The organism is Treponema berlinense, from assembly GCF_900167025.1.
Lineage (GTDB): Bacteria > Spirochaetota > Spirochaetia > Treponematales > Treponemataceae > Treponema_D > Treponema_D berlinense.
The window spans coordinates 338037-359593 of record NZ_FUXC01000002.1 but is presented as its reverse complement, the minus strand read 5'-3'; the positions used below and the strand labels follow the sequence as shown (position 1 = coordinate 359593).

The 21557-nt window shown below is 34.5% G+C and carries 25 protein-coding genes and 3 pseudogenes; 3 read left to right on the top strand and 25 right to left on the bottom strand.

The features are described from left to right. The coding region (locus B5D47_RS03545) for an IS3 family transposase (RefSeq protein WP_234969886.1) at nt 1-285 on the top strand (285 nt) is incomplete at its 5' end. 1 nt (nt 286) lies between these two features. On the opposite strand, the gene B5D47_RS03540 is transcribed toward B5D47_RS03545, so the two are convergent. The 21 genes and pseudogenes from B5D47_RS03540 to B5D47_RS03445 all read right to left on the bottom strand — a co-directional run. After that, a complete protein-coding gene (locus tag B5D47_RS03540; RefSeq protein WP_234969885.1) occupies nt 287-835 on the bottom strand; it encodes a SinI family restriction endonuclease in 549 nt (182 codons plus the stop codon). A gap of 134 nt (nt 836-969) precedes the next feature. Next, the gene (locus B5D47_RS03535; protein WP_078930433.1) at nt 970-1755 is read right to left on the bottom strand and encodes a hypothetical protein; all 786 of its coding nucleotides are present in this window, start codon (nt 1753-1755) and stop codon (nt 970-972) included. 105 nt (nt 1756-1860) lie between these two features. Then, the gene (locus B5D47_RS03530) at nt 1861-2166 is read right to left on the bottom strand and encodes a helix-turn-helix domain-containing protein (RefSeq protein WP_078930432.1); all 306 of its coding nucleotides are present in this window, start codon (nt 2164-2166) and stop codon (nt 1861-1863) included. Further along, nucleotides 2135-2515, bottom strand: a complete 381-nt coding sequence (locus B5D47_RS03525; protein ID WP_078930431.1) for a type II toxin-antitoxin system RelE/ParE family toxin — start codon at nt 2513-2515, stop codon at nt 2135-2137. The genes B5D47_RS03530 and B5D47_RS03525 overlap by 32 nt, the downstream gene beginning before the upstream one ends. Before the next feature lie 96 nt (nt 2516-2611). Further along, on the bottom strand, nt 2612-2947 hold the full coding sequence (locus B5D47_RS03520) for a hypothetical protein (protein WP_078930430.1): 336 nt from the start codon (nt 2945-2947) through the stop codon (nt 2612-2614). A gap of 230 nt (nt 2948-3177) precedes the next feature. Then, complete coding sequence (locus B5D47_RS03515; protein WP_234969884.1) at nt 3178-3471, bottom strand: type II toxin-antitoxin system RelE/ParE family toxin; 294 nt, start codon at nt 3469-3471, stop codon at nt 3178-3180. 10 nt (nt 3472-3481) lie between these two features. Continuing rightward, nucleotides 3482-3742 (bottom strand): type II toxin-antitoxin system Phd/YefM family antitoxin, encoded by a 261-nt coding sequence (locus B5D47_RS03510; RefSeq protein ID WP_078930428.1) that lies wholly within the window; start codon nt 3740-3742, stop codon nt 3482-3484. An 85-nt stretch (nt 3743-3827) separates the two neighbouring features. Further along, the gene (locus tag B5D47_RS03505) at nt 3828-4274 is read right to left on the bottom strand and encodes a hypothetical protein (RefSeq protein WP_078930427.1); all 447 of its coding nucleotides are present in this window, start codon (nt 4272-4274) and stop codon (nt 3828-3830) included. A 162-nt stretch (nt 4275-4436) separates the two neighbouring features. Continuing rightward, nucleotides 4437-5657 carry a GmrSD restriction endonuclease domain-containing protein gene (locus tag B5D47_RS03500; RefSeq protein ID WP_078930426.1) on the bottom strand — a complete coding sequence of 407 codons (1221 nt, stop codon included), beginning with the start codon at nt 5655-5657 and terminating at the stop codon, nt 4437-4439. Nucleotides 5658-6308: 651 nt separating this feature from the next. Beyond that, nucleotides 6309-6848, bottom strand: coding sequence for a hypothetical protein (locus B5D47_RS03495; RefSeq protein ID WP_078930425.1), 540 nt, complete (start codon nt 6846-6848; stop codon nt 6309-6311). A 167-nt stretch (nt 6849-7015) separates the two neighbouring features. Next, nucleotides 7016-7747, bottom strand: coding sequence for a hypothetical protein (locus B5D47_RS03490; protein ID WP_078930424.1), 732 nt, complete (start codon nt 7745-7747; stop codon nt 7016-7018). 26 nt (nt 7748-7773) lie between these two features. After that, on the bottom strand, nt 7774-8472 hold the full coding sequence (locus B5D47_RS03485) for a hypothetical protein (RefSeq protein ID WP_078930423.1): 699 nt from the start codon (nt 8470-8472) through the stop codon (nt 7774-7776). 134 nt (nt 8473-8606) lie between these two features. Further along, entirely contained in the window at nt 8607-8813 is a 207-nt protein-coding gene (locus tag B5D47_RS03480; protein WP_143592593.1) for a hypothetical protein, read from the bottom strand. Nucleotides 8814-9038: 225 nt separating this feature from the next. After that, complete coding sequence (locus tag B5D47_RS03475) at nt 9039-9743, bottom strand: hypothetical protein (protein ID WP_078930421.1); 705 nt, start codon at nt 9741-9743, stop codon at nt 9039-9041. A gap of 91 nt (nt 9744-9834) precedes the next feature. Then, nucleotides 9835-10509 (bottom strand): uracil-DNA glycosylase family protein, encoded by a 675-nt coding sequence (locus B5D47_RS03470; RefSeq protein ID WP_078930420.1) that lies wholly within the window; start codon nt 10507-10509, stop codon nt 9835-9837. A gap of 78 nt (nt 10510-10587) precedes the next feature. Beyond that, nucleotides 10588-11661 carry a zinc-ribbon domain-containing protein gene (locus B5D47_RS03465; protein WP_159443480.1) on the bottom strand — a complete coding sequence of 358 codons (1074 nt, stop codon included), beginning with the start codon at nt 11659-11661 and terminating at the stop codon, nt 10588-10590. Nucleotides 11662-11688: 27 nt separating this feature from the next. After that, nucleotides 11689-12567 (bottom strand): annotated as a pseudogene (locus B5D47_RS11415) (PD-(D/E)XK nuclease family protein); the annotation flags it as partial. Between the two features lie 72 nt (nt 12568-12639). After that, nucleotides 12640-13113, bottom strand: a pseudogene (locus B5D47_RS11610) (chemotaxis protein CheX); the annotation flags it as partial. Between the two features lie 42 nt (nt 13114-13155). Then, on the bottom strand, nt 13156-14451 hold the full coding sequence (locus B5D47_RS03455; protein WP_078930418.1) for a zinc-ribbon domain-containing protein: 1296 nt from the start codon (nt 14449-14451) through the stop codon (nt 13156-13158). Nucleotides 14452-14540: 89 nt separating this feature from the next. After that, on the bottom strand, nt 14541-15959 hold the full coding sequence (locus B5D47_RS03450) for an RNA-binding domain-containing protein (RefSeq protein ID WP_078930417.1): 1419 nt from the start codon (nt 15957-15959) through the stop codon (nt 14541-14543). Between the two features lie 90 nt (nt 15960-16049). Further along, nucleotides 16050-16970: pseudogene (locus B5D47_RS03445) on the bottom strand (ADP-ribosylglycohydrolase family protein); the annotation flags it as partial. A gap of 108 nt (nt 16971-17078) precedes the next feature. Here B5D47_RS03445 and tnpA point away from each other — a divergent pair. Further along, nucleotides 17079-17504, top strand: a complete 426-nt coding sequence (gene tnpA / locus B5D47_RS03440) for an IS200/IS605 family transposase (protein ID WP_078930415.1) — start codon at nt 17079-17081, stop codon at nt 17502-17504. Nucleotides 17505-17941: 437 nt separating this feature from the next. Further along, nucleotides 17942-19156, top strand: coding sequence for an ATP-binding protein (locus B5D47_RS03435; RefSeq protein ID WP_078930414.1), 1215 nt, complete (start codon nt 17942-17944; stop codon nt 19154-19156). Between the two features lie 138 nt (nt 19157-19294). On the opposite strand, the gene B5D47_RS03430 is transcribed toward B5D47_RS03435, so the two are convergent. Genes B5D47_RS03430 through B5D47_RS11410 form a run of 4 tightly spaced genes read right to left on the bottom strand, consistent with a single transcriptional unit; the run spans nt 19295 to nt 21278 of the window. After that, a complete protein-coding gene (locus B5D47_RS03430) occupies nt 19295-19636 on the bottom strand; it encodes a hypothetical protein (RefSeq protein WP_078930413.1) in 342 nt (113 codons plus the stop codon). A 23-nt stretch (nt 19637-19659) separates the two neighbouring features. Continuing rightward, nucleotides 19660-20853, bottom strand: a complete 1194-nt coding sequence (locus B5D47_RS03425) for a DUF7309 domain-containing protein (RefSeq protein WP_078930412.1) — start codon at nt 20851-20853, stop codon at nt 19660-19662. A 49-nt stretch (nt 20854-20902) separates the two neighbouring features. Continuing rightward, nucleotides 20903-21118: a hypothetical protein gene (locus tag B5D47_RS03420; protein ID WP_078930411.1), complete on the bottom strand. Its 216-nt coding sequence runs from the start codon at nt 21116-21118 to the stop codon at nt 20903-20905. Further along, nucleotides 21102-21278, bottom strand: coding sequence for a hypothetical protein (locus tag B5D47_RS11410; protein WP_234969883.1), 177 nt, complete (start codon nt 21276-21278; stop codon nt 21102-21104). Before B5D47_RS11410 ends, B5D47_RS03420 begins: the two co-directional genes overlap by 17 nt. Nucleotides 21279-21557: the final 279 nt, after the last annotated feature.

Here is a 21557-nt window from a genome sequence, read left to right as displayed (position 1 = left end):
AGCAAGGCTTACAAGAAGGTTCTTGGACAGCTGCATATTGTCCAGAGCATGAGCGATGTCGGAAAGTGCTACGACAACTGCAGAATGGAAAGTTTTTTCGCTACCCTTAAAAAGGAAAAAATCTATCAGATGGACACGACAAAAATGACAGCCGAAGAAGTAAAAAAAGAAGTCTGGAGATACATTTTTGCTTACTACAACACTGTAAGAATCAGCACTGTAAACGGAGGTTTTCCTCCAACTAAATACAGGCTGTCAAAAACAGCTATGTTAATAGCAGCTTAATTTAAGGGGTATTTGGGACTGCACTTTTCTTGACTATTTCATTTTCTGTATTACTTCTATTTTTTATCTGCAATTCAAACCAAACACCATTGTCAAATTTTATAAAGTCGATAGCTTTTACAAAATTTCCACAACACCAAGCCCAGCCTTTTTCTCTTAAAACAGAATCCAAGTATCTTTCCAAAAGTGCTCCAACAGCATTTTCAGAAGCCATTGATTCCAAATGAGTTATTTTTATTTCCTCTGTTTCTTGCTTTGAATGATTAAAAACAATTTCCATGATGAAACTTACCATTTCATCTGGTACAGTTTGTGGCAGTTTCGGAACAGTAGGAGAATGGAAGCCATTAAAATATGAAATAGCTAATTGTTCTATTCCTTCTCTTGTTTTTACATCAGGAATATTATTTTTAGAACGAACTGAAAGATTTTCAGGGAATTGATTTAAATATTTTATAACAGTGATAAAAGCATTTCTCAAAGATTGTTCTATATCGTAGCAAGGATTAAGTTCATCAAGAATTTCATTACAAATTTTCTCTATATTCATTTTATACCTCATTTATAAATCGGCATTTTTTTCTGTTTCTTAACACAAGCGCCCCAGTGCGGGCGTCCACATAACAATGGGTTGTACCGCAGGCAGCTTGACTGCCTGTCGGCTACGAACCTTTGTTATGCCTTTTAATACCTTGTAACATATAAATTTATAGGAACAGCACTTATATTTTCACTTGCATTTTGATATAGTTTTGTTCCCTTTAAAATATCATATTTATTTTTATTATTTTTTGACCAGAATATTTTATATGTTTGGTCTTCAGTTTTTTCCCAAGTTCCACTTATAATTAATAATTCATTACTTTGAGAATTTAAATATCGCTTATAACAATTTCCAGATGGAGTAAATATAAACCATTCTGAATAACTATTTTGAGCTGTTTTTCCAAAACCCATAAATGGAATATCATTTGTATATGCGGATAAATCTTTATAACAAATATGAGTCTTTGCGATTTCATTTGTACACTCGAATCCACTGTTTACAACCAAAACATCCTTATCTAGAAGAAGAATAGTTTCTGTTTTTTCAGAACCACTTATACTTCCATCCCAACGATATTTAAATTTTGATAAATCTGTTTTTAAAAATGTTATATTACCAACTTTAGATGAGCCCAAACCACTAAAAGTAGAATTTTCATTATAACTGAATTTATAGTAAATTTGCGAATTTGTAAAAGAAAAATATTGAATGTCATTGCTAACATCTGGAACATACCAATTAATATTATTTAATGAACCATTCATAATATAGGCACTTCCAATATTATCTTCTTCTTTTTTTGTATCATCTGTAATATCAGTTGAGGTTTTATCTCCAACAAGATTCTCACTTCCTGTTCCATTTTGACAAGAATTAAACAATGCAAGCAAAAGTATAAAAAAGCAATAAAAATTTCTTTTCATTTTCTTACTCCTCCTTTCCAGCCCAGTGGGCTGTGGGCATAACTACGCACTTAAACAGCGCACGGCTTGACCGTGCGTCTGCTCTGAAGTGCATGTTAGGTTTTCTTATACTTTCAACAGAACTTTTTCCTGTTTTTTTGAAACTGCCATTTTCGGATAAGTTATTATTTCTAATCCCATACCAAGACTATCAAGATAATCTATTAATGTTGAAATTTTTATATCTTTTCTTTTTTCAATTTTTGAAACAGATGACTGAGTAAAATTTGCCATTTCTGACTGTTTTACATTCTGTTCTTCACGGAGCTGTGCAAGACGGATTGTCATAATATCCTGTTCTGCTTTTATGTGAGCACGGCGAACTGCTTCCGGAGACATGTTACTTTCCATCATTTTGATTGCGTCTTTCATCTTCCAACTCCTTCTCATGTTTTTCTACGATTACTTCGGATTCGGCAATTAAATCCTTGTAAAATTTATCCTGATCTTTTCCTTTCTTGTCTCCGCCGGTAAGCAGAAATGCATTTCTTGCAGAATCAAAGTAATAAGCAACTCTCAAAAGATGTTTCTGTGTCTGATTTCTCAGTTCTTTAAGATTCTTTAGCTTTTTAGAACCATGAAGTACATCTGCATATGGGCGAGGAAGATTCGGTCCGTATTGTCTAAGTAAAATAACTCTTTGCAATACCGCTTCTTTACTTTCTTCGTCCAGTGTTAGAAACCATGCATCATATTCATCTGATGAATCTACATTCCACATACTTTATTATATGAACTATAGTGAATATTTGTCAACAATAAATAATTCAGTCAAGTTCAACTTGACTGAATCTTATGTTGGAGCAATTGCTATGAATTATTTTTTATTTTTTTTAGATTTTATCAATTTTGCAATCCCAAATCCAGCTGCTCCCAATACAACAGCACCGCCTATAGCCCAACCAATAACAGGAACTGCAGAGGTTGCGGCTATGGCTCCAACTCCAGCAGCCATTCCACCGCCACCAGCAGCAACGGCTCCACCGCCAGCGGCAGCTACAGTTCCTGTAATAGCAGCGGCACTAGTACCTCCTGCCGCAGCTGCTGTTGCCGCTGTAGTTGCTACACCTGCAACTCCAATACCAGCTCCAGCCCCCGCTACAGCTCCGATTCCTGCTCCTAACGCTTCAGAATTCTTATTTTCTTTTGCCATTAAAATCCTCCTTCAGATTTTATTTTCATTACGGAGAAAAAAATGTTGGAAGATTTTCCTTACTGACAGTAAGTGGCGCAGTGCGCCATCAACCTAACTAGCGTTTTAAACCGTAAAAACGGTTTTGCCGAAGGCAAAATTGGCGCAAAAGTTGCGGTGGCGTAAAGCCACGAAAAGCAACTTTTGTGACAAAGTTTTTATCGGTTTTGAAAACCATGTTAGGTTTTCTTCTATATTAAATTAGCATAATCTCTTTTTGCATAGAAAATACGCATTATTGAGACAATTTTTTCTTCATCATCAATTAAGTATAATGCAATAAAATTTTTGTAAAAAAGAAAACGATGATACCCATCGTTCTGTAATACTTGATTATCGCTAAGAGGATACATGTATGGATTTTCCACCAGGTTTTCTTTTTCTTTAAGAAAGTCTGCAAGAAGATTGTTCGCCGCTTTTTGATTTTTAAGCATATCAGAAATGTAATCTACAATTTCTGACAAATCTTCTTCTGCTTTTTCCATAATTCTTACATTATAAGCCATGTTTTTCTCTTATTCTGGAAATTGCATCTTCAACAGAAGAATATCTGCCATTTCTCATATCTTCTTTAGCTTCTTCTAGTTTTCCGTATACATTTGCAAGAAAAAGATTTTTCTCGTAAGTCTCCATGCTCATTAAAACCATATCACCATAGCCATTTTTTGTTACGAAAATAGGCTCCTCATCTTCATGGCACAGAGTTGAAATGGCGGTTGTGTTCTTTAAATCCCTTATTGGAACGATTCTTGGCATTTGTTTCTCCTTGTGGGATTATTTTACCACATCCAATATTGTTTTGTCTATAAAAATAGGCGGGCTTGACCCGCCATCAACAGTATTATTTTAATTTATTTCTTAAAATTAAATCTCTGATAAATGCATAAATAGGATAAAGAAATAATATCATCGGAATATATGATACAATGCTGTCATCCAAATCGTTTGCAAGCATGATTCCATAAAAAATACCATAAATTATTCCGTAACAAATTAACCAACAAAGTGTTCTCAACATTCCCATTAAAAGCAAATTTAATATTCCAGTTTTATTTACCTCTCCATTGCTTTCTTTTACGCTGTATACAACTGTACCAAATAATAAAGAAAAACGCGTTGATAATTCTATTTCATTTCCTATATTTTCCTGAAAAATATTATCAATGATATCTGATGTAGTTATTCTTTTAATTCTTTTTCCATTAATCTTTATATAAGCCCTATCAGTAAAACACAGAACACTCTTTATACCATCAGAAATGCCGTCCAAAATTCCTTTTAAAATCATTATCATCCTCCAACGATTTTATTTTTTTGAAGAGAAAAAATGTTGGAAGATTTACCTTATTAACAATAAGTGGGCCAGTGGCCCATCAACCTAACAATGAGTTAAACCGCAAACCGGCTTGACCGGTTTGTCGGCTTTGAAGCTTTGTTATAGCGTTATATTTTAGTTGTCACTTTTTTTTGCATTACATTCCTGACACAATACTTGTCCGTTTTCAACAGTTGTTGCTCCGCCTTTATTCCATGCAAGTATATGGTCAGCTTGGAATGTATTCCAAGTACATTCTTTTCCACAAATCTGACATATCCCTTTATTTTTCCTAAAGATTGCTTTTCTTTGATATTCATCAAAAAGTCGCTGTGGGTCTTTTTGTTGAACATTCGGCAATTTTACAAACAGATCGTCAAGAAGGAATTTATATCGCCAATCAAGGGAATCTTCGGTATCGGTACTGTGCTGAGCTTTTTCATGATAAATGAAAAATCCCTTGTCTTGTTCATCTTCAGATTTTTTACTTTCTGCTTCTTCCCTTGCAACAAAATCAATAAACCAATCAAAGACTTCTTGTTCTCGACCTTTTATAGCATATTCATTCAAAAGTGTTTGTGCTAAAATAAAAAGAACTAAAATATAAGGTCTTTTTAATTCTGGAGTTTCAGAAGGAAATATCTTAAAAAGTAAATCTAATGTTCTTGTAACATCTTTAGCAACTTTAGAATTTTCATCAAAATTCATATTTTCAATATATAGCTTATTTAAATTTGCATCCTTTACATTACAAGCTCCTTTATTCATTGTGACAAGACACATTTGAGCTGCAAGCAAATCATATAAGAATCTTACATTTTTTATAGATACAGATTTTTCAAAGAAAGGATGAGTTGTTAAATCGTGACAAAAATCTCTCATCTTTCCAGACATTGCATTTCTTTTTTCTTGAGCCTTAAGATTTGTACCATTTTGTAAACGTAAAAATAAATCACGGACTTCATCTTCTGAAGATTCAGAAATTACAACAACATCAAGTTGGTACATATCAATAATTTGATGAATATCTAAATCAAGCTCACTATATTTCTTTCCTGCGACTTCTATACCATTTATGGGGTCACAATCTTTGCCTATAGGATACTCATCGTCCATAAAACCCCATATCGCTCTTAAACGTTGTTGTCCATCTACAACATCAAACTTTTCAGGATTTTTGCTTATCTTACGAAAGTATAATTTTGGCACATCATATCCATGTAATATCGTATCAATCAAAAGTTGTTTTTGAGCTTTTGTCCAGACAGCAGGACGCTGATAATCGGGATTAGTATCGATATTCTTTTTTAATTGATGCAATGAAAATGCTGCCCATGTTTTTTTGTTTATTTCCAAAATCTACTCCTTTTTTTCACGCCACTGGCGTGTCGCTATAACAATGGGTTGTACCGCAGCGGGCTTGACCCGCTGTCGGCTACGAACCTCTTGTTATGACAAATTATATTTCTTATACAGAATCAGATTTCTTAAATCTATTCCTTTAAGAAGATTATGTATTATATTTTAGAAGCAATGCTTCTTTTTGTAAATTCTAAGCGGCGTAAAGCCGCGTACAACCGCTTCTTCGTTCAAGCCCTAAAGTTAAATTTCAGAATTTTTTATTCGAGCCTGACTCGAATAAAAAATTATTCTTCTTTTCCTAAAATCGCTTCTCCGCGTAAACCCTAAAGTTTAATAATTCTATTTTTTCATCGGGCTTGAACCGATGAAAAAATGCTCCTTTATTTTCTTTGGAAGGTTACTTTGTACTTATAAAAACAAATTCTAAAAATATAAATTCTTCCTCGTTTTTCTCTAAAATCCTAAAAAAGGGCAGGCCACTGGCCTGTCGTCATAACACATCTTCTCTGTATCCAACCTAAAAATCTTATCCCGACAAATCTGTCCGTATAATCTTCCATCGAATACACCTTTCTTCCATTATATCACAGTTTTTCAGGAATCTTATCTGGACCCGTATAAAATCCTCAGCGTATTGCAAGGTCCTCACATCATTTCTATCCGAACAATCACCTGCAAATTTTTCCAATCCATTCTGAGCAGATCTTCCAGTGAAAACAGACCGTCACAAAAAAGGTTGTGCATAAAATACGAAATCTTCTTTTTCTTAAATTCTAGTCTGTCAAAAATTTCAATATTCCAGCTGGTGTCCATCAAAAAACAATCTTCCAATTGCTCTAGTGGATGAACATAACCACCGCCATCTGCATCAAATTCCACCACAACAGAATTTCCTGCATAACAATGATTTTCTTCCAGCCAATTCAACTCCTCCCCATTTGCGGTATCTGAATCTTTCTCACAATAAACGATTTCCGCCTCAATTCTGTAGTTTTCGTAAACCTTGCTGCCATCATTCCGTAATTTTTGAAAATCTCTGTCGATATGTTCAACTTTTTCCCAGGCTTCCACATATTTCAACAGAACCGCGTCGTTAAAATTCAAAATTCTGCGGACATTTTCATCATTCCACTCAAAATCTTTGTTCAATTTTATCTTTCGTTGAAACAATTCTTTCTCTGTCATTTAATTTCCCTTTTATATGGGGCCATTTTTGAAAGAATGGTGGTTTCGACAGGCTCAACCTCCATTCTTTCAAAAACCAGGCTTTCCGTAACTCCGGCGTCTAACCGCGCCTTCGGTCTTCCACTTCGTTCCAGACTTGCTCCGCAATTACTCCAATCCTTTGTCCGTTACCTGATTACACTTCTCAGCATTTTTTCCAGGTTTGCAAGCACTTTATCCTGAACCTCTGGATTTTCATTGCAATAGTGAAAGTAAATTCCCGTCTGTTTTTTTCCAGATTTGACATACTTGCCTATATTTTGTTTATAGGCACTAGCCTTTCTTATCAAAAAGAACGGCTCTGCCTTTATTTTTGATAAATGATTGGAGACAAGTTCACGCCAAGGCAGGTTGAACAGTCTTGAAAGTGCAAGATCACAATTTTTTACATAGGAATGAGTTTTTGCAATTTTTTTACCAAATCGCTTCTTCTCATAATTTTTGAACAACCTTTCAATTTTTGGATAACGCCTGTCAAACATTATGTATCCATGAGAAAGCTGGTCTTTTCTTTCGTAAAGGTATTTTACCCCGAATCTTTCATTGTTTACATCATCCGTGTGCAGGATTTTCAATTTTAAAAGATGCCCGGAACAGCAGAAAGTCGTTTTGTAGCCGGAATCATTGAGCCACTTTATCAGCGGGAAAATTTTTTTGTCGATTTTCACACCATTCCAGTCAACCAGTTCATAGTCTTCATACCATGCAGGATCTTTTACATTTGTGTACGAAATTCTGATTTCGCCAGTTTTTGGAAGCTTTGTCTTTTTGATTTCAACAAGATCATCCGTGAACAAATCTTCCTTATTCACCCACTTTTTTTCATCAAAATCCCGAAGCTTTCCGTTATTTTCTGCCATGTCTGCTCCTTTTAAAATTAAATAAACTAAGCCAATTCAAAGAAAATTTGAGTTTTAACGCCGTCTTTTTCTTCAAGCTCTGTGATGCCGTAGATTTCTTCTTCACCGTTTTCGGTCTTGTACATTATAACATGCTTTTTGTCGTCAGCTTTTACATTGCGATACTCTGTTCCGTCGGACTGTTTCTGGAGAATGCAGTAACCAGTTTCATCACGCTCAATCCAGCTTTCAAGAACCTCATTGCCTCTTTCAGTTTTCCAGTAAGTTTTTTCCCCTTTGGAATTAAAGTGGATTTCAGAATTTTCATAAACTTCGCCATTTTTGCTGCGGGTAATTTTTCTGATTTTGATTCCGTCTTTTTCAATATTTTCAATGACAGTTTCCTTGCCTTTTCCATCTCTGGTAATTTTGCGGCCGTTTTCTTCTGTCGTTACTCGCTCAGAAATCTGATTTCCCTCTGAATCATAAGTTCGTTCATAAACAGTTCCGTCTTTGGCATATTCAAACTTTGAAACAGAAGCTTTTCCATCTTCCACATTTTTTTCAAGAATAGTCTTGCCGTTGTCATCAAGATAAGTTTCCTGCTTAAAGTGTTCGTTTTCCATAAGACGCATTTTTTTGTTCTCGTCTTCAATATAAATAGACTGAACCTTGCAAGTTTCCTCAAAATCCTTACCATCAACAACAAACTTAAGAACTTCAACATCGTTGATTTTTCTAACCATTGAGCTTTTTCTCCTATAAATAAAAATTGACTTGAAAAAAAGATGGCTGAGCCCAGTTCCCACCCGGATTCCCTGAACTCAACCATCGCCAAAAATTTGGTAGTTTCAATATAGAAAAAAGTTTGATTTGACAACTACCAGCCATCATTGCCGTCGCCCAAAGTTCCGTCCTTGTACTTTTCGATGAGCATTTCCTTCATTTTTGTCATGTTCAAGATTTTCTGGTCGAAATTTGTCGGGCTAGAGTTCTGTGCAAGCACCGTCTGAGCTTCGTTAAAATCGTTTGTCCTGCAAACTTCCTGACCGTTGATAATTACAGCAAAATCACCTTTCTTTTCCATCTTTGTTACTCCTTTTAATTTTAGCACCATTAATATAGAAGAAATTGCCTCTACGGCAACTTTTTTCATAAAAAAAACAGCCGGAGGAATTCCGACTGTTTTTACTTGAATATAAGTTTTATAGATAACTCAAAATTAACAAAATCTTTTTTGGAGGTAAGGATTTTAATGATTTCATGTTCAAAATCTATTGATTCTTCAGTCATGCTGAATAATTCTGTTTTACTATATGGCTTTATAAGAATATTCAATCAAAATTTTTCCATTTAGTTCATACTCATACCAAGTTTCATCTTTTTGTTCATTCACCCATTCAGTCTTTTCATAAATTAATAGATTCTTTTCATTGAATTCGTACCAAGTTTCAGATATTACCCCTCTATCTGAAGTTGTTTTATCATGAACTAAATTATTATTAGAATCATATTCAAACCAATGTTCAAAAATGTCATCTTTGACATAAATCTTGTTTCCATTATTATCATATTCATTCCACTTTTCGCATCCATTCGAAGTTTTTTGATGAATCAAATTTCCTTTTTTATCATATTCATTCCATTCTTCCCACTCATCTGAGGTTTTACTATGAATCATATTGTTATTTTTATCATAGTCATACCAAATTTCTTTTCCGCTATTACATTTTGAGTAAATACAGTTATCTTTAGAATAGTACTCATGAGTCCAATATTCTTCTGTACCTTTTAGATCTTTATGAGAAATGAGTTTCCCCTTATCATCAAATTCTCGCCAAACTTCATTGCCATCTTCTTCTGTATAATAAATATCATTAACCAAATAACCCAAATAATTCTTTTCTATCGAAGTATCAAGCATCCTTATGCTAACAAGTTTTACCCACTTATTAATTTTTTTCCCGTCTACAATTACTTCCTTATAAAACTTTTCTCCAATAGAATTTTTGTCCATGATTATATTCCCCCTTGTTAATCAGCAAGTAATCCGTATATTGCAAGTTACACACAAAACTTTCCCTCAAATGTAAATTCACGATTCCTCACTATCCCAACTGTTCCATCATTCCATTTCTTCTTTCTTCATCTGTAACCCCATGAGCATTAGGATGTGGAATAACTGCAACTTTAAATCTATCCGGGATTGAAAACATACCGTTTTCATAAAAATTCTGGGCAACTTTTCCAACAATCAGGACAATTTCACCAGAAAATTTTTTTACGATTTCATTCAAAAAATGAACTTCTTTTTCGACACAGGCATTAACACCGATTTCACTCCTTGACTTACAGTGAACAACTTCCGTGCTTACAACAACTTTATCAAGAATTTCAACTGCATCCAAACCTGCAACTTCTGGACAAATCCATCCCGCATATTTTGCAATGGACTTCCAGTACATGGAAACTCCATTTGAATTATTTTTAAAACGATTGTCAAAAAAATCTGCAATTTCATCATCAGACCAGCCCGCAGTCGGAAAATCTTCGTCCACGCCAATCGAAGGATTTGAGCTGATTATCATAATTTTAGCTTTTCCCAAGTGACCGTTCCAAGGCTCAGGCAGATGCATTTTCTTTACACCCAAATCAATCTGATTTTGAACAATCTCAGCATATTCGCTGTCACAAGCCTTTCCCTTTTTCAGCAAATCAAAAGCAGTCTGTGGTTCTGAATTTCTGGCAATTTTAATAAGCAAATCTTTTTCGGTTTTATTCATGTTTCCTTCTCCATTTATTTTTTAGTAACAGTTACTCTTTTGAATGCTTTCGGCAGTGCTACGCTGTTTTTCGTTTGGTTATTCACCAAGTCGTTCCAGAGCTTCTTGTGCACCTTTATTTCCTTGATTTGCAGCTTTCTTATACCATTCAATAGCTTGGTTGTAATCATACTCAATACCACAGCCATTTTCTAACAATTCTCCAAGAGCATACTGTGCACTTGCATAATTCTGTTCAGCGGCTTTTCTATACCATTTCACAGCCTCTTTATAATTCCTATCTACACCATACCCATGCAGATATCGTCTTCCAAGGGTGGACTGTGCCTCTGCATATCCTTGCACAGCGGCCTTTTTACACCACGCTACTTCGTAATTCTGTTCATCTTCTGTTCCAATAAATCCTAAATAGGATTGAGCACAGATATTACCTTTCTCTGCTATTTTCTTAACAAACTCCAGAATAAATTCATCGTCATAAAGTTCTAGATCATCAATCACAACAAATATCTTTCTGCATTCACTTTCTTCCCGCTTATTTTCTGGATTTTCTGTGTTACAAAGAAGTTCCAGTCCATCTGCAATGCATTCCTGATTTTCTGTTTTAGCTCCAATTCTCAAAAGTAATTCCGTTCGGAGATATTTTAGAATTTTGTTTTCAGACCATTTTGTATCCGCTTTATCAAGAAGTTCTTCTGCTTCAGAAAATTCATCATCCAACATGCAGGCCTTGATTTTGCAGAAATAAACATCCAAATATTCATCAGTGATTCTCTCAAGAACATTTTTTGCTTCTTCAAAATCTGCATCCAATAATATTCTAAGATAAAGGGAAAGAACTTCTTCGTTATGGGGATGCTTTTCGTAAACTGGCTTTATAAGTCCCAAAAGTCGTTCATTATTTGTTGAGGTTAAAAATTCTTTTGAAGCCTTTTCAAAATTGATTCTTTCTAAAGTTGACAAATTATCGTTAGTTTTATTTACATGATTTTCAGACTGAGCTGTTCCACATTCAGGACAAAATTTAGTTCCTGATTTTAGTTTAATTCCACAATTTTGACAGACACATTTTTGATTTACAGGTGTTCCGCACTCAGAACAGAATTTCTGATTTTCGTTCAATTCAGCCCCACAATTTGTACAATTTGCCATTTTTAGTTCTCCTCCTTCTAACATTAATTAATTTATTAAAGAATAATTTATAACTTTCTCTAATTCGTTTATAAGGTTTTTTAATAAATTGAAAACATCTAAAGAATCTTCATATTCTATACTAGAAGTGTAATAATTGTATTTTGGTTCAAAGTCATAATTATTTAGAATTTTTCGAACCTTTGGAGATATATGTTTAATCAATAAATCAAGTTCATCTCCAGAATCTATCCAACTTCCTTTACCATCCTTTTTTCCATGAAAGATAAGTTCTAATTTCTGACATTGCAAACTAAATACAATATCTAATGCTAAAAAACTTTGATTCTGTTTATTAAAATTAAACCAAAAATACAGGCATGTATTTTTGTACATATCGCACCTAGAGTATAAATTCAATTCATTAAACTTTTGTACCAATTGTTTTATAATTTTTCTGGTTCGAATCATATTACTGTAATCTTTGAAAATTTCATTTGCGGTCAAACAATTCTTGAATAAATCATCAAGTATAAAAGTATCTATAATTCTATAACCGTTGATTCTTGCAAAATTTTCTTCTCCAGATTTAAAATCACCAGTCTTTAAGTAAACAAAACGCGACTTTTTATTATCAACAAAATATGATTTATATCTTGCTAACTGATTGTCATGCATTGTTGTGTTTGTTTTATCTTCAATGATTAAATCATATTCATCATTAATTTTTAGCCATAAATCTATATTATTATACTGTTTCTGAATTTCAATTGAATAAATTTCATTCGGCAATCCTGAACCATAAAATCTAGCCAATGATGTTTTCGCACACTCATGCAAATCCTTATCAACATTCTTATACTTAGATTCGGCCCAAGAAAAAAACCATGCAAAAAAAGCATCTTGAGAAAGTTCTGAGGTTGCAAAGGAAAAAAGATTTGGAGTTTGAATTTTTGTCTTAACTATATCCTTTGGAGAGCAAGATTTTTGACTGAAATTTTCCCGCAACGAAACATTAACTTCCACTTTACCAAATTCTGTAATCATTGGAACAATTAATGCTTCAACATTCTCTGATAAACCGCTAAAAGCTGCAATTTCCATATTTTCACCAACAAAAAGTACAGGGGGAGTCAAATCAAATTTAAGCCCAGGTTCATGAAATTTTGTTACACTCTGACTAGTGATAATATTTGCCAACTCACAAATTGTATTTTTTGCCAAATCATCGAATTTTCTAAGAATCTCACCATTCATCTGTGATGCAAAATTGAGAGCAGTTTCAAGTGTCATATCAAAAAGAACACGACCTTCTATCTCTCCAGCAAAACCCACTACTACCGCAACCCCCATTACAGGCATCGCAGTAGATTTCAGATATAAGTCACCCCTGGTAACAGAAGTTCCCCCAAGGACTTCCTTCAAAACTTGAAAAGAAGTTTCTACAAACGGATTAACATATTCAACTTTCATATAATTCAATTCCAATTATATAATTTAGTATAAATCACTGACTTATTCATCAAAGTTTTTTGAACGAATAATTTTCATTCCTGAATCAATCCGTTCAAATTCTTCAAATAAATCCGGCAGACGCCCTCTCTTTTTAAGATTGTCCAATGCCCTTTTAGCCTTACTATGACCTTGTTCTGCAGCTTTCTCGTACCACTTTATTGCTTCATCGTAATTTGACTCTACTCCGATTCCTTCTTCGTATGCATGACCAAGACTGTATTGTGCCTCTGCATAGTTTTGTTCGGCCGATTCCAAAAACCATTTCAAGCCTTCTTTGTAATTCTGAGATATTCCGTCACCATAATAATACATTCTTCCAAGACAATATTGGGCAACTTCGTACCCCTGTTCAGCAGACTTTCTGTACCATTTGATTGTTTCTCTGTAGTTGCCTTTAAAATTTATAATCTTATAAAAATTTTCATACAATGTGCCAAGTTTGTATTGTGCAACCATATCTCCTTGCTCTGCACGCATCCAGATTTTTTCATAATCCCGCTCCAGTTCATTAAATTTATCATATAGAAATCCAAGATATGATTGAGCACACAGGTTTCCATTATCAGCAACTCTTTTAATAAACTCCAGAACGAAGATATAATCATGAAGTTCAGAATCATGCATATCATAAAGTTCTAGATCATCAATCACAACAAAAATCTTTCTGCATTCACTTTCTTCCCGCTTATTTTCTGGATTTTCTGTGTTACAAAGAAGTTCCAGTCCATCTGCAATGCATTCCTGATTTTCTGTTTCTGCTCCAATTCTCAAAAGTAATTCCGTTCGGACATATTTTAGAATTTTGTTTTCAGGCCATTTTGTATCTGCTTTATCAAGAAGTTCTTCTGCTTCAGTAAATTCATTATCCAACATGCAGGCCTTGATTTTGCAGAAATAAACATCCAAATATTCATCAGTGATTCTCTCAAGAAATTTTTTTGCTTCTTCAAAATCTGCATCCAATAATATTCTAAGATAAAGGGAAAGAACTTCTTCATTGTGTTGATGTTTTTCGTAAACAGGTTTTATAAGTCCCAAAAGTCGTTCATAATTTGTTGAGGTTAAAAATTCTTTTGAAGCCTTTTCAAAATTGATTTTTTCTAAAGTTGACAAATTATCGTTAGTTTTATTTACATGATTTTCAGACTGAGCTGTTCCACATTCAGGACAAAATTTAGTTCCTGCTTTTAGTTCAATTCCACAATTTTTACAGATTTGATTCACTGGTGTTCCGCACTCAGAACAGAATTTCTGATTTTCGTTCAATTCAGCCCCACAATTTGTACAATTTGCCATATTTATTTCTCCTCTCGATTAAAATCTAAATTATACCATAAATTCTTTCATTCAATCGAAAAACCTTCTTAACAACTTTCACTCCTCACCTACTTCACCTCCCAAACTCCATTTTTATTTGCGCCTTTTCTGACAAGCATTCCCATCTCTTTCAATTGCTTTATATTAAATTCTACAGTTCGAGTTGCAACATCAATTTTGCTTGAAAGTTCTACGGCAGAAAGTTCATTATTTTTTTTCAATTCTTCAATAATTTTCTTCTGAGTTTCCGAAAGTTTTACATTGGCAGTTTCATCTGGTTCTGATTTTTTTTCATAAGAACCAAAATCTGCTGAAAAATTGTTATCCAAGGGAACAATGATTTTAAAAATGTCATCTTCAATCATTTTTGGATTTTGACCTGAATAAAGTCTGGTGTACTTAAAAAGATTTCTCGTTCCAGACCCAAGTTCGTCTGCATTTCCAATGTTTGTAAAAAAAGATGCAATTATTGGATTTTTAGAATTTGGCGAAAAATTTTCAGGAGTCAATTCTTCACATTTTAGAGCCTTGCAGGGATTTTCAATAAACATTTTATTTTCTTCAATTACAAATTTTGAAGAAAAAGAACTTGTAAATTCCCTGTGCATTAAAGTATTTGAAATCATCTCTCGAACAATCTTATCCCGCAAGCTGACTGTCTGAGTTCCTTCCATAAAAAATTTATCCCACAAATGTTTTCTTGAAAACTGAATCAACAAATCATAACTTTCAATAAGATTTGTTTTTATGATTTCCCTGTCATCATAGCGGTCAACATTTATTTTCCTCAAAATTGCATCTGTCTTATACGATGGACAAACTGAATTAATAACTTCATCCTTTCCAAGAAGTAAAATTCCTGCAAGATTTATTCCTGTTTCACCAGTATTCCAATCCGTTGTATAAAGCTGGGCGCTTTTCAGTAATTCGATATTCGAGAGATTTTTCCAAGGGTGATCATTTCTCTTGTTGACAGCTCTTTGTCTGCACAAATCAATCAAATCTGCACGAAGCTCATTTTCAGTTACATATTTATAAACTTTCTGTTCTGTAAAAACATTTTGCTTTCTGATATACATTTCTGCAATTTTGTTTGTAGCAGTAATTCTTACATCAGAATCAAAATTCCTGTCATAAATTATTTTCTTGTAGGTGTGAACTTCCGAACTGTTTAAAACATGAATGACAACTATAGTTTTTCCATCAACTTTTACAATTTCAGGTTCGAGAAAAATTGTTGGTGAAAATAGATTTGGATTTGAAATTACGCTGATGAAATTTTTTATCATCTCTGGAGCGGCTTTTTCAGAAACTCCATTTATGGTTCCATCATCAAGAACCCCACAAAAAATATATCCACCAAAGCGATTTGAAAAGGAACAGACAGTTTCATAAAAATCACTTTCCATTCCATTTCCGCAGCGCTTAAATTCCACGCAGGAATTTTCACCATTCGCAATTATTTTCTTGATTTGTTCTGCTGTCATAAATTAATTCTAACACATAAAATTTTATTCCGCAATTTATTCCGCAACTTATCCCGCAATTTATTCCGCAACTTATCCCGCAATCCAAACCTAATTCCCCAACCAAACTCTTTCCGCTTTTTCAATTATCCCGTCAATAAAATCCCTGCACTGGATTTTTGTAAGCCATTCTTCTGGAATTCCTTTTTCTTCTTCACCGCTGTAATAAAGTCCTGCCAGCCCGCCAGCAACCGCTCCTACAGTGTCAGCATCATCGCCCAAATTTACAGCCTTCAAAAGACAATCGCGGTAACTGTCCGTTCCAAGAAAGGCCCATAAAGCCGCCTCCAGAGTGTGCACAACATATCCTGAACTTGAAATTTCTTCTTCCGGGAGTTTCGCAAAATCTGGCATAAAAAGCCTGTCATAATGATAAAACTCGTCCTCAATTTTCTTATCAGTTTCAGCATAAGAATGTACTTTCTTCAAAGCTTCGGGCAAAATCTTGTCTTTTTCAGTTCCGTTCCAGATTTCAAACATTACAGCCAGATAAATGTCACAGCCCAAAAGTGAACGAGGATGAGCATGGGTCAAAGCCGAAGTCTGATGAATCACCTTGTAACTTTCAGGATTTTTCATTACGTCTGGACCGTAGGTTTTGAGCAGATAAAAGAAAATGGGACTGATTCGCATCAGGCTTCCGTTGCCGTTGTTTCTTTCATCAGTAAGCCCGCAATTTTCCCAGTCGCCGTTTTTTTTGTAATTTGCAATAGCCTTCCAGCAGGTAGTCCCAATGTCATAGGCACGGCAATTTGGAGTGTAATAGTTTTCAAAAAGCCACATTACAAAACGGTTCATCACATCTTCAAGATCAAGTTTTTTTGTAATGGCCAAGCTGTCCAGAAGACACAAACTCAAGCTGGAATCATCAGTCCATGAACCGACAGGAAGATTAAGAATGTTTTGTTGAACTCTCATTTCAGTAACTGGATTCTTTTTTACATCCTCTCTTTTATAGAACTGAACAGGCGCCCCAAGACAATCCCGAGAGTCAAATGCTTATAGCAAAAAAAAGCTTTCCTCAAAGGTGTACAATAGGTTTGTTCAAGTCTATTGCGTTACGCCAAGGAGGAAAGCAAAATGGCAAATATAAGAGACTCGCTGAGTCATACAAAATGGCTGTGTAAGTATCACATAGTATTTACGCCAAAAAGTATTGGACAGATACTAAGACAGTTGTGCGGTTACAAAGGTGTAGAAATCATAGAAGGACACTTGATGCCCGACCATATACATATGCTCGTAAGTATACCACCAAAGTACAGTGTGTCGCAATTTATGGGATATTTAAAAGGCAAGAGTAGCCTGATGATATTTGATAAACATGCGAACTTGAAATATAAGTTTGGAAACCGCCATTTCTGGGCAGAAGGATATTACGTAAGTACAGTAGGCTTGAATGAAGCTACAATTGCGAAATATATCCGGGAACAGGAAGCCCACGATATAGCGATGGATAAACTTACTGAAAAAGAATACGAAGCCCCTTTTAAAGGTAGTAAGTAGTACCAGCGGGTGACAAGCTGCAATAGGCTTGAACGTAAGTGAAAGCATGGGACTTAAGTCTCGGCTTGAGACCCTTAGCCTTATAGGCTAAGAGCAAACCACCCGTTTGACGGGTGGTTATGATTTTTCTTTTCTTTAAAAAGTCACTTACTTACATCTAATAAGTATGCAGGACGGTGGTTGAGCCTTACGAGCACAGCTCTCCAGGAGACTCTCTACAAACTCACCTCGTTAGTTTGTTAAACGCTCCCTATGTGGAAACCACTATATATAGTATGATTGTCATTTAGAACGCAATGACCACTATGTTTTAAGCTTATTGGACAGTCCCATTTTTTTCTTGATTAAAATTAATAAAGAAAACGCAATCAAAAAACTTTCACTTATACTCTAAATTTTTCTTGTAAATCTAAAAAAATTCACTTATACTCTAAAATATGATAGAAAAATTGCTTTTCAGGAAACAGTCAGAAGAAATAATAAAACTCTATAAAGATAAAAATGTCATAAAAATCCTTTCTGGAATCCGCCGTTCTGGAAAATCCTTTATGCTGCGGCTTTTACGGGAAAATTTCATCAAAACTGGAATTTCTGAAAATCAAATACTTTACATTGATTTTGAAGATTTTGAAAATGCACAATATCTTGCTTCAAAAAATCTTTATGATTTTGTAAAAGAACAGAATCAGAAAGTTGGTGGAAAACGACTTTATCTTCTTTTTGATGAAATTCAGGAAGTTGAAGACTGGGAAAAAATCGTGAACAGCCTTTATTCTTCAGAAAAAATTGACTGCGACATTTATTTGACTGGAAGCAACGCAAATCTTCTTTCTTCTGAACTTGCAACTTATCTTTCAGGACGATATGTAAATATTTCTGTTTTTCCGCTTTCCTACAAAGAATTTTTAGATTTCTATGCAGTTGATGATTCAAATGAAAGTTTTCTTCGCTTTATGAAATTTGGTGGTTTTCCAGGATTAAAAGAACTTTCAGGAAGTGAACTTTCATTAAAAGCCTATATTGACGGAATTTATTCAACAGTTCTGCTGAAAGATGTAATTTCTAGAAACAAAATTCGTGACACAGCTGTTCTGGAAAAAATAATTCTTTACATTACAGACAACATCGGTAACATTTTTTCCGCAAAGAAAATCAGCGATTTTATGAAATCAAACGGCCGCTCTCTTGCAGTGGAAACAGTTTACAACGATATTAATTACTTACAGTCTGCATTGTTTTTGTACAAGGTTCCCCGCTTTGATTTAAAAGGAAAAAAACTCCTGGAAACAATGGAAAAATATTACATTGCAGACACAGGCTTTCGTTTTCAGCTGCTGGGCTTTTCAGACAATGCCATTAACGGACTTCTTGAAAATATTGTTTTCATCGAACTTTTGCGCCGTGAATATAAAGTCTGCATCGGAAAAATCGGCGAATATGAAATAGATTTTGTAGCAGAAAAAAACGGAGTCAGAGAATATTTTCAGGTCAGCTATCTTTTGTCATCGGAAGAAACAATGGAAAGAGAATACCGTCCACTGGAACTTTTAAACGACAACTACCCAAAATACATTTTGACTCTGGACGATTTACCGGAATCAAACACTAATGGAATCATCAGAATGAATTTACGAAAGTGGCTGCTGGGATAATGCAAAAAATTGTTATCCTAAATTCTGAATTACCTTGTAGTCCTTTTTGAACTGATTGGAATAAAAAACATCAAGCATCAAGAGCAGCCCTTAAATCTTCCATTGTTTTGAAAGAACCGTTAAGTTCCTTTCCCTCTTCTACAAATTCTGAATCTTTTCGACCTTTTCCTTAAATTCTTCCGAAAAATCAACCAAATCTTCCATTTTGATAACTTTATGGTTCAGTAAATCCAAAATCGCATATAGGAGATTGCTTATTGATGGAATTTCCATTAATACACCTGGATTTTTCTTTTCTTTAAAAATTGTTTTTTCAATTGCCCAGAATTTATCAGCAGCAGATTTTTCATCGTTTATGGTCAGTTTTTGGATTTTTTCGCAAACCTTTGCCATGTAATTTTCCTGCCATAGCGGAAGTTTCTCCTTGAAAAGTTTGTAATCTGATTTTTGATTTTGCTTAAATTCGGATAGATATTCCATAAAATTTATTCCAACCCCATCTCTCAAATATTTGAGAGTTTTATTTCCACCTCAGATGGCAGAATTCCTGTTCCAATCAGTGATTTTGCAAATTTTATCATATCCTTTGGCAAGGCTTTCAGCTCGTTAAGCGGCATTTCAGAAAGCATTTGAACCATCTGTGCCATCATTAACTCCTGTGCTGAATCATTTCCCCGTGAACCAACTCCAAAATGCTCACACAAATCAATGTAAATTTCATCCAGAACTGGAATATCATCTTTTCTTACAAGTTTGATTTCTGTTTCTTCACAAAACCGTTCAAGAAATTTGTATGTTCTGATATCACGAACACTAATTTCTGAAGGAATTTCGCCATTTTCCAGCATTGAATTTGCAAAAGCTGTAAGCATTTCCGAAGACTGTTCTTCAAGATTCAAAATCATGGGATTCATCAGCAATTTATCCTGACTTGTATGAGCGAGCATCATGTATGGACAGCGGGGTACATCTTTTTTGTTCTCTTGAACAGGATTCGGAACCATCACAATTTCGCAATCCAGGCTTCTCTTTTTCTTTGAATCACTAATTTTATCAAGAAGCTCATTTGAAATCGAAAACTCTGCAGAAAATTCATCTACAATCGAATCCGCAATCTGAAGTTTCTCCATTTTCAGCGGCTGTTTCACTCCCGAAAATTTCTGAATTGTAAAATTCTCATAAAAATCTTCGAGATAAAGATTTTTAAAACCACATTCATCTTCTATATATAAGATTCTTTCAAAAACTTCTTCGAGAATTTTCTTGTCATTTTTTTCTGAAATAGGCCACGGAACAAATCCTTTCTGATATTTCATAAACTGAGGCCATGAATTTTTCCCGCGAAGAGATATTCCGTTTTCTTCAGTATATTTTTTAACGCCTTCAATTTCTTCTGGCGAAAGCATTTCTTTATTTTCAAAGGAAACCTGCAAACATTCCTGCGAATACAAAAGTTCCTGGTACTGTGATTCAGTAAACCCATCATGGTCTGATGCACATTTTAAGAAAGAATTCCAGCCTTTATCACCAATGTAAACAGCAAGTGCAAAATGCTCCTTGTTGTGCCCCATAACAGAACAATATGCAATCTCTCCACCGCTCAGTTCAATGGCAAAAACCTGAGAATCATATAATTTTGACCACAGTTTTATCTTTTTAAATTCAAATGCAAGTTCATACAGTTTTTTCGAAATCATAATCTAATTTTATCAGATGTAAAATGATTTGACTATTTTCAATTCCTGTCTAATACTCCAGCTTCAAATCACTGACAATCATTTCAAGAAATTCTTCGCCGGCTTTTTTTGGAGCCAGGCCAAAATTGTACATCCAGGTGGTTTCGTCTTTTAATGGTGCTACCAGCGGAATTTCGACGGATTTGTCGTTGTATGTGACGGTAATGATTCTGTCTTTGTGGCTGATTTTCAGATAGCCTTCTTCGCCTTCATTTATAAATTCCAAGCAAATCTTTTTTGCGGGGACCGTTATCTGAAGATCTGTATTCTTCTACAGGAACGCTAAAATTGTATTCCCTTGAAATTGCATATACCTTGCCCTGGGAAATTTCTACAGAAGCTGTTGGAATGGACTGTTTTGGAAAAATCGGGTTGAAATTCATCAATTGTATATTAAGAGTGTTTTGAGGCGGAATTTATATTCCACACTGCTTGGGCTTGAAAGTGGCAGTCCAGGACGGGATTCCATCATAGTTAGAGGATATTTTGTTTTTTCTTCACCTGCAAAATCTTCTTTTTGATCCAGATAAAAGTGAAAATAAAGCTTTGAATCCCCGTCAGTTTCAAAAGTTAAAAATTTGCTTTGGTATGGAATGTCATATCTCAGCGGTGACTTAACGCTTTTGTTATTAAGAACATAAGAATGCTTTATGGTTTCAAAATTT